Annotated in this window: 9 protein-coding genes; 6 read left to right on the forward strand and 3 right to left on the reverse strand. The window is 74.0% G+C overall.

Annotation, left to right across the window (positions count from 1 at the left end; all coding sequences use genetic code 11):
- Positions 1 to 283: 283 nt before the first annotated feature.
- The 3 genes from prfB to ACH4N1_RS28040 form a co-directional block, all read right to left on the reverse strand.
- Positions 284 to 1,390, reverse strand: coding sequence for a peptide chain release factor 2 (gene prfB / locus ACH4N1_RS28030; protein WP_398101244.1), 1,107 nt, complete (start codon positions 1,388 to 1,390; stop codon positions 284 to 286).
- An 89-nt stretch (positions 1,391 to 1,479) separates the two neighbouring features.
- Entirely contained in the window at positions 1,480 to 2,742 is a 1,263-nt protein-coding gene (locus ACH4N1_RS28035; protein ID WP_398101246.1) for a serine/threonine-protein kinase, read from the reverse strand.
- Positions 2,743 to 2,946: 204 nt separating this feature from the next.
- The gene (locus ACH4N1_RS28040) at positions 2,947 to 4,629 is read right to left on the reverse strand and encodes a serine/threonine-protein kinase (protein WP_398101248.1); all 1,683 of its coding nucleotides are present in this window, start codon (positions 4,627 to 4,629) and stop codon (positions 2,947 to 2,949) included.
- Positions 4,630 to 5,016: 387 nt separating this feature from the next.
- Between ACH4N1_RS28040 and ACH4N1_RS28045 the strand changes: the two genes are divergently transcribed.
- The 6 genes from ACH4N1_RS28045 (at position 5,017) to ACH4N1_RS28070 (ending at position 17,015) form a co-directional block, all read left to right on the forward strand.
- Positions 5,017 to 8,337: an FHA domain-containing protein gene (locus tag ACH4N1_RS28045; protein WP_398101323.1), complete on the forward strand. Its 3,321-nt coding sequence runs from the start codon at positions 5,017 to 5,019 to the stop codon at positions 8,335 to 8,337.
- Positions 8,338 to 8,557: 220 nt separating this feature from the next.
- Positions 8,558 to 9,937, forward strand: coding sequence for an ABC transporter substrate-binding protein (locus tag ACH4N1_RS28050; RefSeq protein ID WP_398101250.1), 1,380 nt, complete (start codon positions 8,558 to 8,560; stop codon positions 9,935 to 9,937).
- Positions 9,938 to 10,007: 70 nt separating this feature from the next.
- On the forward strand, positions 10,008 to 11,291 hold the full coding sequence (locus ACH4N1_RS28055) for a carbohydrate ABC transporter permease (protein WP_398101252.1): 1,284 nt from the start codon (positions 10,008 to 10,010) through the stop codon (positions 11,289 to 11,291).
- A gap of 88 nt (positions 11,292 to 11,379) precedes the next feature.
- Positions 11,380 to 12,282, forward strand: coding sequence for a carbohydrate ABC transporter permease (locus tag ACH4N1_RS28060; protein WP_398101254.1), 903 nt, complete (start codon positions 11,380 to 11,382; stop codon positions 12,280 to 12,282).
- A 150-nt stretch (positions 12,283 to 12,432) separates the two neighbouring features.
- Positions 12,433 to 14,685, forward strand: coding sequence for a CDP-glycerol glycerophosphotransferase family protein (locus tag ACH4N1_RS28065; RefSeq protein ID WP_398101256.1), 2,253 nt, complete (start codon positions 12,433 to 12,435; stop codon positions 14,683 to 14,685).
- Positions 14,686 to 14,822: 137 nt separating this feature from the next.
- Entirely contained in the window at positions 14,823 to 17,015 is a 2,193-nt protein-coding gene (locus tag ACH4N1_RS28070) for a bifunctional glycosyltransferase family 2 protein/CDP-glycerol:glycerophosphate glycerophosphotransferase (protein WP_398101258.1), read from the forward strand.
- Positions 17,016 to 17,025 lie beyond the last annotated feature (10 nt).

The raw sequence follows: 17,025 nt of genomic DNA on the forward strand, positions 1-17,025 counted from the left end.
CCGAAATCGTCGATGAGGCCGCGTCGGGGCGGTGATCGACGGGGGTAGCCGGAACTGGCGAGGCCCCCCGGTTCACATGCGCCCCAGAGATACGCATGCCACCGTTCACCCTTACGATTTTCGACAGCATCGTCAAGGCCGTTGCGCACGCAATGTCCAACTCGGCACGCTTTGCCGGACGTTGAAGATGTGAGTGTGACGTAAAACCCAGACATGCCGGGAAACGCAAGCAAGAGAAAAGGCAACCACCCCCGTCGCGGGGGCAGTTGCCTTGTCGACAAGGTTACTTCTCCTGCTGCTTGCGCCAGCGAATGCCGGCCTCCAGGAACCCGTCGATCTCACCGTTGAAAACGGCCTCGGGGTTGCCGACCTCGAAGTCGGTGCGCAGGTCCTTGACCATCTGGTACGGGTGCAGGACGTACGAACGCATCTGGTTGCCCCAGGAGTTGCCGCCGTCGCCCTTGAGGGCGTTCATCTTCTCCTGCTCCTCCTGGCGGCGCCGCTCGAGCAGCTTGGCCTGGAGGACGTTCATCGCGGTCGCCTTGTTCTGGATCTGCGACCGCTCGTTCTGGCAGGAGACGACGATGCCGGTGGGGAGGTGGGTGAGGCGCACCGCGGAGTCGGTGGTGTTCACGCCCTGGCCGCCGGGGCCGGAGGAGCGGTAGACGTCCACGCGCAGCTCGGACTCGTCGATCTCGATGTGGTCGGTCTTCTCGACCACCGGGAGGACCTCGACGCCCGCGAAGGAGGTCTGCCGGCGCCCCTGGTTGTCGAAGGGCGAGATGCGCACCAGCCGGTGCGTGCCCTGCTCGACGGAGAGGGTGCCGTAGGCGTACGGGATCTGCACGGCGAAGGTGGTCGACTTGATGCCGGCCTCTTCGGCGTACGACGTCTCGTAGACCTCGGTCTTGTAGCCCTTCTGCTCCGCCCACCGCAGGTACATCCGCTGGAGCTTCTCGGCGAAGTCGGCGGCGTCGACGCCACCGGCCTCGGCGCGGATGTTGACCAGGGCCTCACGGGAGTCGTACTCCCCGCTGAGCAGCGTCCGCACCTCCAACTCGTCCAGCGCCTTGCGGACGGCGACCAGCTCGGCCTCGGCCTCGGCACGGGCGTCCGGGTCGTCCTCCTCCTCGGCCATCTCGAACATGACGGAGAGATCGTCGATCCGGCCGCGCAGGGCGTCGGCCTTCCTGACCTCGGCCTGGAGGTGGGACAGCTTGCTGGTGATCTTCTGCGCCTCGTCCGGGTTGTCCCACAGGGACGGCGCGGCCGCCTGCTCCTCGAGCACGGCGATGTCTGCCCTCAGCTTGTCGAGGTCCAGAACGGCCTCGATCGACTCCATGGTCGAGGAGAGGGACTTGAGCTCTTCGGATACATCGACGACTGCCACCCCTCCAGCGTAACGGCTCCGCCAAGCGGCGAGCGCCGACGGTCACGGGCGCGCCTGTGAGCACCGGCCGGCGGGGCGGAACTCCCCGCTCAGGGCGACGCCGGCGCCGAGTTCCCCGACTCGCCGGACCCGGGTCCGCCCGCGTCGCCGTCACCCGCCGTGGCCGCCCACGTCCCCACGCCCGCCGCGGCGACCAGCACCACCGAGGCCACCCCCACGACGATCCGCCGCCGCCGGGTGGCCGCGCGGTTGCGCGCCGACCCCGGCCGCGGCGTCCCCGCCGCCCGGGGCACGCGTGCCGTCCCGTGCGCCCCGCCCGCCAGCTCGTCCGGCGCCGGCACCCGCATCGAGGTGTGCGTGTCCCGGTTGGAGTCCGGCTTGGCGCCGGGCACCAGGGACACCGACCCCCGCCGGGCCCGCCCGTCGGCGTCGGAGGCGACCGGCGCCTGCGGGGCGTCGGACCGGCTCGCCCCCGGCTCGCCCTCCGCCGCCTCGGCGTCCGGCTCGTCCACGTCCAGCGGCGGCATCCCCGCCAGCGACGGCAGCTGCTCGCGCAGCCGGGAGGCCAGCTCGGAGGCCCGCAGCCGGGAGGCCGGCGCCTTGGCCAGGCACTGCACGAGCAGCTGCCACAGCTCGTCGGGGATGCCGGGCAGCGGGGCGACGGACTCGGTGACGTGCCGGCGCAGCACCGCACCCGGATGCCCGCCGCCGAACGGCGTGAAGCCCGCGAGCAGCTCGTACAGCACGGTGGCCAGCGCGTAGATGTCCACCGAGGCCCGCGGCGGGAGGCCCTCGACGATCTCGGGGGCGAGGTAGTCCGGCGTGCCGATGATCTTCGTCGCGCGGGTCCGTTTGGGGGTGTCGATCAGTTTCGCGACGCCGAAGTCGGTGAGCAGGGCCCGGTGCGAGCCGCCGGGGCCGAGCGGGCCCTGCATGTCGAGGAGGATGTTCTCCGGTTTGACGTCCCGGTGGACGATCCCGGCCGCGTGCGCGGCGGCGAGCCCTTCGGCGACGTCCGCGACGATCGCCACCGCGGCCTCGGGCGCGAGCCGGCGGTCCCGGTCGAGGCGGGTCCGCAGGTCCGTGCCGCGCACCAGGTCCATGACGAGCGCCAGGTCGTTGCCGTCGACGACCAGGTCCCGTACGGAGACGACGTGGGGGTGTTCCAGACCGAGCAGGGCGGTGCGCTCCTGCACGAAGCGGCCCACCAGCTCCTCGTCGGAGGCGAGGTCCTCGCGCAGCAGCTTGACGGCGACGGGACCGTCCGGTCCCTCACCCAGCCACACCGTGCCGGCACTGCCCCGTCCCAGGATCTGGTGGGCGGTGTACCGGCTGCCGATCTTCCGTGCCAAGGCTGCTCCTACAGACGCGTGGTGCCGACGCTGCGCCGCCCGGGGGCACTGACGCCGGCGGCCGGGCCGCGGGGCCCCCGGCCCTCCGGCCGACCAACCTACGCGCCCCGCAGGGCAATCCTCACCTCGGAGACGGAAATCACCCGGCAGGAGTCGACAAATCGCCAGAGCCGCCGTCGGGCTCCCCCGGGACGGGTCCGTCCGTCAGGCCCCGCCGCCGGTCTTCGCTCCGAGGTCGCCGATCCAGCCGCTCACGGTGTCGAACCAGTCGGCGAGCTGCGCCCAGTAGCCCTTGCCGGTGCCGATCCAGTCCTGGAGCGGGGTCAGTTCCCAGATCAGCCAGCCGGCCACGACGAGGATGACGACCGTGAACAGGCAGCCCTTCAGGCAGCCGAGTCCGGGGATCTTCATCGGGTTGGCGCTGCGCTGCCTCGGCTCGCGCGGCGGACGGGGCTCCCGCGGCGGGCGGGGCTCCGGCGCGGGCCGCTGCGGCGGCTGCTGGGGCTGCGGGGTGTACCGCCGCGGCTGGGGCTGGGGCTGCTGCTGCGGGGCGTACTGCTGGGGCTGCTGCTGGGGCCGGCCGTAGCCCTGCTGAGGCTGCTGCTGCGGGTGGGGCTGCTGCTGCGGGCGGGCGACCTGCCGCTGGGGGCGGCGGCGCAGCGGGTCCTCGTTCGGGTCGAGGTACTGGACCTGGGTCTGTTCGTTGCGGTCGCGGGCGGCGCGCAGCTGGTTCTGCCAGGGGTGCGGCTCCTCCGGCCGCTGTCCCTGCGGGCCGGGTCCGCCGCTCTGGTGCGGCGGTACCGGCGGCAGGACGGCCGTCGGGTCGGCGGCGCCCACCGGGCCGCCGGTGTGCGGCAGGACGGCGGTGGGGTCCGCGGCGCCCGCCGGGCCGCCGGGCCCGGTGGTGTGCGGCAGCACGCTGGTCGCGGCGTTCGGGTCGTACCCGCCGACGGGCGCGCCGGGCACGGGTGCGGGCGCCGGGTCGGGCGCGAGGAGGTGGCCCACACCCTCGGCGGCGGCGATCTGCATCGAGTTGGCGTGCACGCCGACGCCCTCGGCGACGACGCGCAGCCCGCGCGCGAGGTTCTCGGCGCTGGGGCGTTCGTCGGGGTTCTTGCGCAGGCAGCGCTCTATGACCGTCCACAGCGGTTCGGGCACCGTGGAGGGGCGGCGGGGTTCGGCGCTCAGGTGCTGGTGGAGGACCTCGAGGGCCGAGCTGCCGGAGAACGGCGGGCGGCCGGTGACGAGCTCGTACAGCAGGATGCCGGCGCCGTAGATGTCGACGGCGGAGGTCTGCGGGCGGCCCTCGGCGGACTCCGGCGCCACGTACGCGGGCGTGCCGACGAACTCGCTGGTGCGGGTGAGGCCCGGCGAGTCGGCGAGGCGCGCGATGCCGAAGTCGGTGAGCAGCGGGTGCATCTGCCCGGCGTTCTGGAGGAGCAGGACGTTGGCCGGCTTCAGGTCGCGGTGGACCACGCCGTCGGCGTGGCTCGCGGCGAGGGCGTCGGCGACCTGCGCGGTGAGCAGAGCGGCGGCGACGGGCGTGAAGGGGCCGTTCTCGCGCAGGTAGCGGTGCAGGTCGGGGCCTTCGACGAGGTCCATGACCAGGGCCAGCAGATCGCCCTCGACGACCAGGTCGCGGACCCGGACGATGTTGGGGTGGGTCAGCCGGAGCAGCACGGAGCGCTCCCGCAGGAAACGCATCACGATGTCGGGGTCGCTCGCGAGTTCTTCCTTGAGGACCTTGATGGCAACGGTCTCGCCGGGCTGGCCGGCCACGGCCGCCTCGGCGCCCGCGGTCTCGCGCTGGCGGGCTCGCCAGACGGTGCCCGTGGCGCCGCGTCCGAGCGGCTCCTCGAGCAGGTACTTGCTGCCGACTGGCCGCACGTCACGCGCTCCCTGCTGCTTGCTTGCCTGTGTTCCGACCCACTGTAGTGCCGTGCTCCCTGCAGAGGGCTGTCGTCTTCCTGTGGTCCTTCGGTCCTTCCGCACGCCCTTGCGTACGGTCACGCGCCCCTCCCCGTACATGTTCGAAGGAAAGACGCGCGCCCCGGTCCGTTGGTTGCCGGAGGCGGACGTGACCGATCTCAAGCGGTCATCGGCGAGTCATCGGCCAGGCACTTTTGCGGGCAGAGCCGACCAATCAAGATCACTTGCGCCTCGATGGCGGGCGCATTGTCGGTGGCAGGTGCGAGGATGCCTGGAGTACTGGCCGACGTGCTCGTGTGGGGTGGGGGAAAGTCCGCGCCCGGGCAGAAGGGACCGCTGACGGCGATGCAGATCCGGCTGACCGTCGTAGACCCGCAGGGCCCGCCCGGGGAGACACGGGGCCGCGCCGCGAACTGCGACGTGCTGGTCACGGCGCCCGCCGGCACGGCTCTGGCCGCGGTGGCGTCCGCCCTGGCCGCGGCGGTCTCCGGGGAGGGGGGCGCCGCTCCGTCCGGGGGAGCACAGCCCGTGCTCTACGCGGGCGCGCAGCGGCTCGACGCCCAGCGCTGCACCCTCGGCGAACCACCCCTGATCGACGGCACCGTGCTCTGCCTCGGCGCCCCGGCCGATCCCGAGCCGCATCCGGAGGTCGACGACGCCCCGGCCCGGCTGCACGTGGTGGCGGGCCCGGACGCGGGCGGGGTCCACCTGCTGCACGGCGGCCGGATCCGCGTCGGCCGCTCCGCCGAGGCCGACGTGCCGCTCGACGACCCCGACGTCTCCCGCCTGCACTGCGCGGTGACGCTCTTGGCCGACGGCCGGGTCACCGTCGCCGACCTCGACTCCACCAACGGCACCACCCTGGACGGCGCGCGCGTGCAGAGCCGTCCGCTCCGGTTCGCCCCGGGCGCCCTGCTGCGCGTCGGCGAGTCGGCCCTGCGGCTGGCGCCGCCCGGCGGTCCGGGCGCCCGCGTCGCCACGACCCCCGACGGGGAGGGCCACGTCCGGGTGCCGTGCGCGGGCCCGCAGCCCGCGGCCGCCCCCGCGCGCGGGGGTCCCGGCGCCGCGGACCCCCGTCACCCGCGCGGGAGCGACGAGGGCACCCCCGCCGGCCCCGCCGCGCCCACCGGCCACGCCTACGGCACGGTCGACCGGCACGGCTCCGCGCCCGCCCGTGGCGAGCGGGCGCCGACGTCCCTCGTGCCGGGCCAGGGCGGCGCACCGCCCGTCGAGCACCACGACGCCACCCACGGCGGCCGCGCGGGCCTCGGCTCCTTCGCCGGCCCTGCCGGGGCGGACGGCCCGTACCGGCCCTCCCCGGACGAGGACGGCGGCAGCACCTCCCGCAAGGGCACCCCCCTGCGCGGCACCGAGGTGCCGCAGGGGCTGCGCAGGCGCGGCGGCCTGTCCGCCTGGGCCCGCCGGCTGGCCGGCGGCCGGGGCGGCCCGCAGGAGACGGACGATCCCGAGGCCTACGACGACCGGCCGGCCGTGGCGGAGCCGGACCGGCCCGCCGGACCGCGGTCCGCCCCGGACACCTGGCCGGACCCGGCCGCCCTGCTGCTGACCGCGCTCGGCCCCGGCCCGCGCCTGTGGGAGCGCGGACCGGGTCACTCCGAGACGCTCGCCGTCCGGCTGGGCACGGCCGACCGGGTGGCGCCCGACGGCTCACTGCTGCCCGCCGTGCCGGTGACGGCGGGCCTGCGCGAGGCCGGCGCCCTGGGGCTGGCCGGGCCGCGCCCGAGGCTGGCCGGACTGGCCCGCGCGGTGCTGGCGCAGCTCGCCGCGCTGCACTCCCCGGACCTGCTGGAGATCGTCCTGATCAGCACGGACCGCGCGCGTTCCGAGGAGGAGCGGGTCGCCGAGTGGTCCTGGCTGGGCTGGCTGCCGCACCTGCGCCCGGGACACGGCCAGGACTGCCGTCTCCTCCTCGCCCACGACGTCGACCAGGCCACCGCCCGCGCCGACGAACTGCTGCGCCGCCTGGACGACCGGCTGGCGGACGGCGGCGCGGCGCCCGCGCCCGCCCGTCGCAGCACGGCCCGCCGCCCCTCGTGGGCGGTGACGGACGACGCCGGGGCCGGCTTCCCCGGCCCGTACACGGTCCTCGTCGTGGACGGCGACCCCGGCACTGCCGCGCTGCGCGAGGCGACGGCCCGGCTGGCGACGGCCGGCCCGCGGGCCGGTATCCATGTCCTGTGCCTGGCCGAGACGGCCGCCGCCTCCCCCGCCGCGCCGGTCACCGACGTGTACGAGGCGGCCTGCGCGGCGGCGCCCGCCTTCCGCGCGTGCGGGGCGGTGGCGCTGCTCAGCGGCGATGTGGCGACCGCGCTGCGGCTGCTGCGGGTCGCCCCCGCCGGGTCGGAGTCCGAGCGGCCGGGCCCGGTGGGCCACGGGACGGTCGGTGCCGTCGACGCGGTCTCCGCCGCCTGGGCGGAGCGGTTCGCGCGGGCCCTGGCGCCCCTGCGCCCGGAGACAGCCGCCGGCGGCGGTGACCGTCCCGCGCGCGTGTCCGCCCCGCTGCCCCCGTCGGCCCGCCTCCTCGACGAGCTGGGCCTGGCCCGGGCGACCCCCGCCTCCCTGATGGCCCGCTGGGCCGACGCGGCCGACGACACCGAGGCCCTCGGCGGCCGGACCTCGGCCGTGCTGGGCGCGGGCCCGCGCGGCCCGGTCGCCGTGGACCTGTCCGCCGAGGGCCCGCACCTGCTGATAGAAGGGCCGCCCGGCAGCGGACGTACGGAGCTGCTGCGGGCGGTCGTCGCCTCGCTGGCCGCCGCCGAGCGCCCCGACCGGCTCGGCATCGTCCTGCTGGACGGCCGGGACACCGCCGGCAAGGCGGGCGCCGGCCACGGCGAGGGCCTGCGGGTCTGCACGGACGTACCGCACGTCACCACGCATCTCACCGCCAACGACCCGGTCCGCATGCGGGAGTTCGCGCAGTCGCTGGCCGCCGAGCTGAAGCGGCGGGCGGAGCTGCTCGGGCGGTCGGACTTCGCCGAGTGGCACACGCACCGCGCGGTCTCCGGCCGTATCGTCCCGCAGCGCCAGCCGTCCGGCGGGGGGACCGGCGCCGCGGACCTGGACACCCCGCCCAGCTCGACCCTGCGGCTGCGCCCCGGCGCGGCGGCCCGCCGACGGACGGAGGCGGCCCCGCCGCTGCCCCGCCTGGTCGTCGTGGTGGACGACCTGGACGCCCTGGTCTCGCCCCCGCTCGGCTCCCCCGGCCGTCCCGCCGCCGGGTCGGTGATGCGCGCGCTGGAGGCGGTGGCCCGCGAGGGCGAGCGGCTCGGCGTGCACCTGGTGGCCGCCACCGGTCCGGACGGCCGTACGGCGGAGTCCGAGCCCGCCCGGCAGGCCGGCGTGCGGATCGTCCTCGACGCACCGGGCCCGGGCCCCGACGAACCGGCACCCGGCCGCGGCCGGCTCCGGGGCGCGGACGGCCGGCTGACCCCCTTCCAGGGCGGCCGGGTCACCGGCCGCATCCCCCGCACCGCGACCCTGCGCCCCACGGTCGTCCCCCTGGAGTGGCAGCGCATGGGCGATCCGCCGGCCCGCAGACCCGTCCGCGAACTGGGCAACGGCCCCACCGACCTCGCCCTCCTGGCCAGCGCCCTGGAACGGGCGGCCCGCGAGGTCTCGGCGGCGGAGGTGCCCTCGCTGCTCTAGGCGTGCTGGTGGCACCCCCTCCGGGGGAGGGACTTTCGAAACACGCCCCAGGTGTATGGCGGAAGTCCCGGCCTCCCGGCGTTCGGACGGGGCATCACGAGGCGGTCACGATCGCTCACTTGACACGGCACGCGTACTTGCCGACCCACGGGCGCCCGGCGTAGACCAGTGCAACGGGACAGCGCTCAACGTTCGACGAGGAACGAAGAACGGGGCAGTGATGCGCAGCACGAGCAGCACCATCCGCATACGCGGGACCGTGAAGGCGGCCGCCGGCGTCTTAGCGGGAGCACTCGCGCTCTCGCTCACCGCGTGCGGCAGCGACGACGACAAGAACGACGGCGGCGAGGGCACCGGCAGCAAGGCGTCCGGCAGCGCCCTCGCCCTCCCGAAGCTGGACGGCACGACACTGGAGGTCGCGGCCGTCTGGACGGGCCCGGAGCAGGCCAACTTCAAGAAGGTGCTGGCCGAGTTCGAGAAGCGCACCGGCGCGAAGGTCACCTTCGTACCGGCGCAGGACCCGATCATCAACTTCCTCGGGTCGAAGATCGCGGGTGGTCAGCCCCCGGACGTGGCGATGCTGCCGCAGCCGGGCGCCATCAAGCAGGCCGTGGAGAAGAAGTGGGCCAAGCCGCTGGGCGCCGAGGCCCTCGCGGAACTCCGGAAGAACTACTCGCAGGGCTGGCAGGACATCGGCAAGGTCGGCACGGAGCAGTACGGCGTCTACTACAAGGCCGCCAACAAGTCCCTGGTCTGGTACAACGCCAAGGTCTTCGAGAACGCGGGCGCGAGCGAACCCAAGACCTGGGACGAGCTGCTGACGACCGCTCAGACCGTCTACGACTCCGGCGTCACGCCGTTCTCGATCCCCGGGGCGGACGGCTGGCCGCTGACCGACTGGTTCGAGAACGTGTACCTGTCCCAGGCGGGCCCGGAGAAGTACGACCAGCTGGCCAAGCACGAGATCAAGTGGACGGACCCCTCCGTGAAGGAGGCGCTGACCACGCTCGCGCAGATCTGGGGCAAGAAGGACTACGTGGCGGGCGGCGCCGACGGTGCCCTCCAGACGCAGTTCCCGAACTCCGTCACCCAGACCTTCACCGGCGGTGACCAGCCCAAGGCGGCGATGGTCTACGAGGGCGACTTCGTGCAGGTCAACATCGCGCAGACGGAAGCGAAGATCGGCACGGACGCGAAGGTGTTCCCGTTCCCGAAGGTCGGCGACACCGCGCCGGTGGTCTCCGGCGGTGACGCGGCGGTCATCCTGAAGGACTCCAAGGGCGCGCAGGCGCTGGCGACCTTCCTGGCCTCGCCGGACGCGGCGGAGATCCAGGCGAAGCTGGGCGGCTACCTCTCGCCGAACAAGAACGTCGACCCGGCGGCGTACCCGAACGACGTGCAGCGCAAGATCGCCGAGGCGCTGGTCGCGGCGGGCGACGACTTCCGGTTCGACATGTCCGACCAGGCCCCGCAGGCGTTCGGCGGTACGCCCGGCAAGGGCGAGTGGAAGGACCTCCAGGACTTCCTGAAGAACCCGACGGACGTGGCCGGCATCCAGGCGAAGCTGGAGTCGGACGCGGCAGCGGCGTACGGGAACTGAGCCGGTCATGGCATCGGCCGGTGCGGCGGGGGCTCCCGGAGCCCCCGCCCCTCCTCGCTCGCGCGGAAGCGTGACCGGCACCCGCAGGACGGTGGCAGCCCTGTTCCTGCTGCCCGCCCTGGTGCTGCTGGGCGCGCTCGTGGTCTACCCGATCGGGTACTCGGTCGTGCGCAGTTTCTATGACCAGTCCGGCGACGGGTTCGCCGGAATCGACAACTACCGGGCCCTGTTCACCGACGACGGCATCCGCACGGCGCTGAAGAACAACGTCCTGTGGGTGGTGTTCGCGCCGACCGTGGCGACCGCCCTCGGCCTGATCTTCGCGGTGCTGACCGAACGCGTCCGCTGGGGAACGGCGTTCAAGCTCGTCGTCTTCATGCCGATGGCGATCTCGATGCTCGCCGCCGGCATCATCTTCCGGCTGGTGTACGACCAGGACCCGGACAAGGGCGTGGCGAACGCGGTGTGGGTCGGCGTGCACGACACGTTCGCGCAGTCGTCGGCGTTCCCCAAGGCCCACCCGGGGCGGCGGTCGCCGCTGGAGCCCGCGGAGGGCGGCGCGTTCCTCACCGCGGAGCCGGTCCGGGCGGGCGATCCGGTCCTCCTGCCGCTGGTCGGCGTGGCCCCGGACCAGATGCCCGGCAGCGCGGAGAAGGCCGTGCCGGCCGAGCCCGAACCGGGCAAGGTCACCGGCACGACCTGGCAGGACTTCACCCGCGGCAAGGGCGTCGGCAGGCTCGGCGTCCCCGACCCGTCCGAACGGGGCTACGCCGGGATGCGGATCGAGGCCGTCAAGGACGGCGAGGTCGTGGCGTCGGCCACCGCGGCCGACGACGGCACCTTCACCCTGCCCGCGGCGGCCGACGGGGCGCGGCTGCGCCTGCCCGCGAGCAACTTCGCGGAGGCCTACAACGGCCTGGACTGGCTCGGCCCGTCCCTGGTCACCCCGGCCATCATCGGGTCGTACATCTGGATGTGGGCGGGTTTCGCGATGGTGCTGATCGCGGCCGGGCTGGCGAGCGTGCCGCGGGAACTGATGGAGGCGGCGCGGGTGGACGGGGCGAACGAGTGGCAGGTGTTCCGCAGGGTCACCGTGCCGCTGCTCGCGCCGGTCCTCGCGGTGGTCACCGTGACCCTGATGATCAACGTCCTGAAGGTGTTCGACCTGGTCTTCATCATCGCCCCCGGCTCCTCCCAGGACGACGCGAACGTGCTCGCCCTGGAGCTGTACCGCAAGGGCTTCTCCGAGGACCAGCCGGGCATCGCCAGCGCCATCGCGGTGTTCCTGCTGCTGCTGGTGATCCCGGTGATGTGGTTCAACGTGCGCAGGCTGCGGCGGGAGGTGCGGCGATGAGCGTGTACCCGTCGTTCTGCCGGGGGCCCGGGGGTCGCCCCCCGGGTGAACGCAGTAACGTGCGCAGGCCGCTACGGGAGGTGCGGCGATGAAGACATCCGTCAGGACGGTCGAAGCACCCGCCGAGACCGTGAAGGCAAGGCGTTCGCCGGCGGCGCGGATCGTGGAGAAGCTGGGCGGCGGTGCCGTCCGGGTCTGCCTGATCCTGGTCGGCCTGTTCTGGCTGGTGCCGACGATCGGTCTGCTGATCTCCTCGCTGCGCGCCCCCGAGGACATGAGCGCGAGCGGCTGGTGGAAGGTGTTCGCCGAGCCGTCCCAGCTCACCGTGGACAGCTACCAAAAGCTGCTGGAGAACGGCGACATCACCGACTCCCTCCTCAACACGGTGCTGATCACCGTCCCGGCGACGGTCCTGGTCGTGGTCATCGGCTCGCTCGCCGGATACGCGTTCGCGTGGATGGAGTTCCCGGGCCGCGACTGGTGGTTCCTGGCGGTGGTCGGCCTGCTGGTGGTGCCCGTGCAGGTGGCGCTGATCCCGATCGCCGAACTGTTCGGCAAGGTGGGCCTGTTCGGCTCCGTCCTCGGCGTGGTCCTCTTCCACGTGGGATTCGGTCTGCCGTTCGCGGTGTTCCTGCTGCGGAACTTCTTCGCGGAGATCCCGCGCGAGCTGCTGGAGGCGGCCCGCCTGGACGGTGCCGGTGAACTGCGCCTGTTCACACGGGTCGTGATGCCGCTGGGCGGACCGGCGATCGCGAGCCTGGGCATCTTCCAGTTCCTGTGGGTGTGGAACGACATGCTGGTGGCGCTGGTGTTCACCGACGCCGGCAGCCAGCCGATCACGGTCGCCCTCCAGACCCAGGTACGGCAGTTCGGCAACAACATCGACGTGCTGGCGCCCGGCGCGTTCGTCTCGATGGTGATCCCGCTGGCCGTGTTCTTCGCCTTCCAGCGGCAGTTCGTGTCCGGCGTGATGGCCGGCGCGGTCAAATAGGCGCTGCGGCAAGGGGGGTGGGCGCCACCGGCCCGCCCCTCCCCGTTCACCCGGTGTCCCCCGGATGCCGTAGGGATACGTAACCAAGTCACTCCATCGGCCGTTGCCCGGACGCAGGCCCTGTCGTCCGCGCCGACCCATGGATGTCCCTTGCCCAGGTTCAGTGTCATCGTCCCCGCGTACGAGGTTCAGGCGTACCTGCACGAGTGCCTCGAATCCGTGCTGTCCCAGTCGTACACCGATCTCGAACTGATCGCCGTCGACGACCGTTCGCCGGACGCGTGCGGCGAGATCATCGACGAGTTCGCGGCCCGCGACCCGCGCGTGCGCGCCCTGCACCTGCCGGAGAACGCCGGGCTGGGCGGCGCCCGCAACGCGGGCATCGCCCGGGCCGCGGGCGACTACCTGCTGTTCCTCGACTCCGACGACACGCTCACCCCGGGCGCGCTGCGCGCGATCGCCGACCGGCTGAAGGACACCGGCGAGCCGGACGTGCTGGTGTACGACCACGCCACCGCGTTCTGGACGGGTGAGACCGAGCGCAACAGGTTCGCCGAGCACCTCACCGAGCGGGGCCCGGCGCCCTTCCGGCTGGAGGACCGGCCGGGGCTGCTCAGGGTGCTGATGGTCGCCTGGAACAAGGCCTACCGGCGGGAGTTCGTCGAGCGGACCGGCCTGGCCTTCCCGCCCGGCTACTACGAGGACACCCCCTGGACCTACCCGGCGCTGATGACCGCGGGGTCGATCGCGACGCTGGACCGGGTCTGCGTCCACTACCGGCGGCGCCGCGGCGGCAACATCCTCTCCACCACCAGCCGCCGGCACTTCGACGTCTTCGACCAGTACGACCGGGTGTTCGCGTTCATCGACCGGCGGCCCGAACTCGCACACTGGCGGCCGGTGTTGTTCCGCCGCATGGTCGACCACCTGACGACCGTGTTCACCAGGCCGGACCGGCTGCCGCGCGGTTCCCGCGGCGAGTTCCTGCGCCGGGCCCGCGCCCACTACCTCCGCCACCGCACCCCCGGCGCGCCCGTCCCGCTGCGCTCCCGGCTGCGCCACGGGCTGGTCCGCCTGGGCCTGCACCGCACCTACCGCGTCCTCCAGGCGGCCGTGGTCCTGCGCCGCCGCGTCCGCGGCCTCGCCGCGCGACTGGCCCGCGTGCTCCGGGCCGCCTGCCTCCAGGCCCACTACCGGATCCAGCTGCGCCTGCCGTTGCACGCCGACCGGGCCGTCTTCGCCGCCTACTGGGGCCGCGGGCACGGCTGCAACCCGGGCGCCCTGGAGAGCGCGTTCCGGGCCTTCGCCCCGCAGGTGCGCACGGCGTGGATCGTCCGCCCCGAGCACCAGCACACCGTCCCGCCCGGCACGCGCCCGCTGCGTCCCGGCACGGCGGCCTACTGGACGGCGCTGGCGCGCTCCACGTACCTGGTGAACAACGTCAACTTCGACCGCCGGCTGGTCAAGCGCCCCGGCCAGGTCTTCGTGCAGACCCAGCACGGCACCCCGCTCAAGCACATGGGCCTCGACCTGCAGGAGCGGCCCGCGGCGGCCCGCGACATGGACTTCGCGGAGTTGCTGAGGGGCGTCGACAAGTGGGACTACGTCCTGTCCGCCAACCGCCACACCACCCTCACCTGGGAGCGCGTCTACCCCGGCGGCTACACCACGCTGGAGTACGGCTATCCCCGCAACGACGTCTTCCAGCGGGCCACCGCCGCGGACGTGGCCCGGCTGCGCGAGGAGCTCGGGATCCCCCGCGACACGGTGGCCGTCCTGTACGCCCCCACCCACCGCGACTACCGCCGCACCCAGCGGGCCGGACTCGACCTGGAACGGCTCCCGGACCGGCTGGGCCCGCGCTTCGTGATCCTGGCCCGCGCCCACTACGGACAGCCCGTCGCCCTGCCCGCGGACGGCCGGGTCGTCGACGTCAGCGGCCACCCGAGCGTGGAGTCCCTCTGCCTGGCCTCGGACGTCCTGGTCACCGACTACTCGTCGATCATGTTCGACTACGCCGACCTGGACCGCCCGATCGTCATCCACGCGGACGACTGGGAGGCCTACGAGGCGGCCCGCGGCACCTACTTCGACGTGCGCGCCTTCCCGCCGGGCGCGGTCGCCCGCACCGAGGACGAACTGGTCGACATCTTCACGTCCGGCCACTGGCACGACTCCCGTGCGGCCCGGCTGCGCGCCGCGTTCCGCGAGCGGTTCTGCCCGTACGGCGACGGACGCGCCGCCGAGCGCGTCGTACGGCGGATCGTGCTGGGCGAGACGGACCTGCCGCCCGTCGTGCCGCTCGCCGAGCGCCGTCCCGTGCCGTCGGCGGCGGCGACGCACACGCGCCCCGCGCTGGCCACCGTGCCGCAGCCGTCGAGCCCCCGCGTCACCAGCCACTAGGAACCGGGAGCCGCGGGAAGCCGAGCGCCGCGGGAAGCCGGGCGCCCGGCGCCGGGACCCCCGTCGACAGCAACCGACACGCACAAGCACAGGCAAGCACAGGCCAGCACAGGCAAGCCGGACACAGGAAGAGCAGCATGCCCCGCTTCAGCATCATCGTTCCGTCCCACGGGGCAGCCGGCCGGCTGTCCCTGGCGCTGGACTCCGTCCTCGGCCAGTCGTTCGGCGACTTCGAGCTGCTCCCGGTCTGCGACGCGCCCGACGCCCCGGCCGCGGCCGTCGCCGCCGGGTACGCCGGGCGGGACGGCCGGGTGACGCCGGTGTTCTCACCGCCGGAGGCGGGGCTCGCGGGGGCGCGCAACACCGGTCTGCGGGCGGCCACCGGCGCGTACCTGCTGTTCCTGGACGGCGACGACACGCTCGCACCGGGCGCGCTGGACGCGCTGGACGCCCGGCTGGCCGGGACGGGCGAGGTCGACGTCCTGTACGCCGAGCACGAGCGCGTCCCGTGGTGGGAGGGCGAGCCGGCCAACCCGGCGGCCCCGCTGTTCGCCGGGGCGCCCCAGGGCGTCTTCGGCCCCGGCGAGGCCCCCGAGGTGACCGGTGTGCGGCTGCCCGTGTGCGGCGCCGTCCACCGGCGCGACTTCCTCACCGCGCACCGGCTCGTCTTCCCCGAGGGGCCCTTCACGGACCTCGGCTTCGGCGGCCTGGTCACCGTGCACGCCGAGCGGATCGCGGTGCTGCGCCGCGTCGTCGTACGGCATCTGCTGCGGCGGCAGGGCAGCCGGCTCGACCTGCCGGGCGAGCACCATACCGACCTGCTGGCGCAGACGGATCTGGTGCTCACCAGGGCCGCCGGGCGCGGCTTCCGCGGTGCCCTGTTCGCCCAGCTCTTCGCCGCCGTCCTGAAGACGGCCGCACACCCGGCCCGGCTGCCCGCCTCCGGTCGCCGCGCGTTCTTCCGCCGGGCGACCGCGCTCTACCGGCGGCACCGGCCGGCCGGGTTCCGCGTGCCGGGCGGGAGCCTCGGCGTGCAGCACCGGCTGCTGGCGGCGGGGGCGTACACGGCGTTCCGTGCGCTGCGGGGCGCCAACCGGAAGGTGTCGGCGGCCGCCCGGCGCGTCCCGCGCCCCCACGGACTGCGCACCCGGCTGTACTACCGGCTCCAGCTGCGCCGCCCCCTCGATCCCCACCTGGCGGTGTACTGCGCCTACTGGGGCCGGGGTTACGCGTGCAACCCCGCGGCTATCCACGCCAAGGCCGCCGAACTCGCCCCGCACATCCGCTCGGTGTTCCTCGTCGAGCCCGGCCGGGAGCACGCCGTGCCGCCGGGCGTCGACCACGCCGTGCTCGGCAGCCGGCGCGCCTGGCGGCTCCTCGCGCGCGCCACGTACCTCGTCAACAACGCCAACTTCGCGGAGGGCGTGGTCAAGCGCGAGGGCAGCGTGCACCTGCAGACGCAGCACGGCACCCCGCTGAAGAAGATGGGCGTCGACCAGTCGACGTACCCGGTGGTGGCGGCGGCGACCGGCAGCTTCACCAAGCTGCTGGGCCGCGTCGACCGCTGGGACTACAACCTGTCCTCCAACACCCACTCCACCCAGATGTGGGAACGCGCCTTCCCCGGCTCGTACGAGCAGCTGGAGTACGGCTATCCGCGCAACGACGTCTTCTGCACGGCGACCGCCGAGGACGTCGCCCGCGTCCGGCGCGAGCTGGGCGTGCCGGAGGGGAGGACGGCCGTGCTGTACGCGCCCACCCACCGCGACCACCGGACCGGCTTCGACCCCGGCCTGGACCTGGAGGCGTTCTGCGAGGCGGCCGGCGACGACGTCGTCGTCCTGCTGCGGGCGCACTACTTCTACGACCGGGGTGCGCGCCGGGGCTCCGGCCGGATCATCGACGTGACCGCGCACCGCTCCTCCGAGGACGTGTGCATGGCCGCCGACGCGCTGGTCACCGACTACTCGTCGATCATGTTCGACTACGCCAACCTGGACCGCCCGATCGTGGTGTACGCCGACGACTGGGACGTCTACACCGAGACCCGGGGCGTGTACTTCGACCTGCTCGCGGCGCCGCCGGGCCCGGTCGCCCGCACGCCCGAGGAGCTGGCCCGCGTCTTCGCCGACGGCTCCTACGCCTCGGAGGCGTCCCGGTCCCTCAGGAACGTCTTCCGGGCCCGCTTCTGCCAGTTCGACGACGGCCGGGCCGCCGAGCGCGTGGTGCGCCGGGTGCTGCTCGGCGAGCCGGCGGAGGCGATCCCGCCCGTGCGGCCGCTCGCCGAGCGCGTCCCGGCCCCCGCCGCCTCCCCTCTCGTGATCTCGTAAGGAGCTGACT

This window comes from Streptomyces sp. NPDC017202, from assembly GCF_044331705.1.
Classification (GTDB): Bacteria; Actinomycetota; Actinomycetes; order Streptomycetales; family Streptomycetaceae; genus Streptomyces.

Bases quoted from the DNA above. Each gene is read 5' to 3' on its own strand.
- ACH4N1_RS28060 (WP_398101254.1), top strand. From the start codon at position 11,380: ATGAAGACATCCGTCAGGACGGTCGAAGCACCCGCCGAGACCGTGAAG.
- ACH4N1_RS28050 (WP_398101250.1), top strand. From the start codon at position 8,558: ATGCGCAGCACGAGCAGCACCATCCGCATACGCGGGACCGTGAAGGCG.
- ACH4N1_RS28070 (WP_398101258.1), top strand. From the start codon at position 14,823: ATGCCCCGCTTCAGCATCATCGTTCCGTCCCACGGGGCAGCCGGCCGG.
- ACH4N1_RS28045 (WP_398101323.1), top strand. From the start codon at position 5,017: ATGCAGATCCGGCTGACCGTCGTAGACCCGCAGGGCCCGCCCGGGGAG.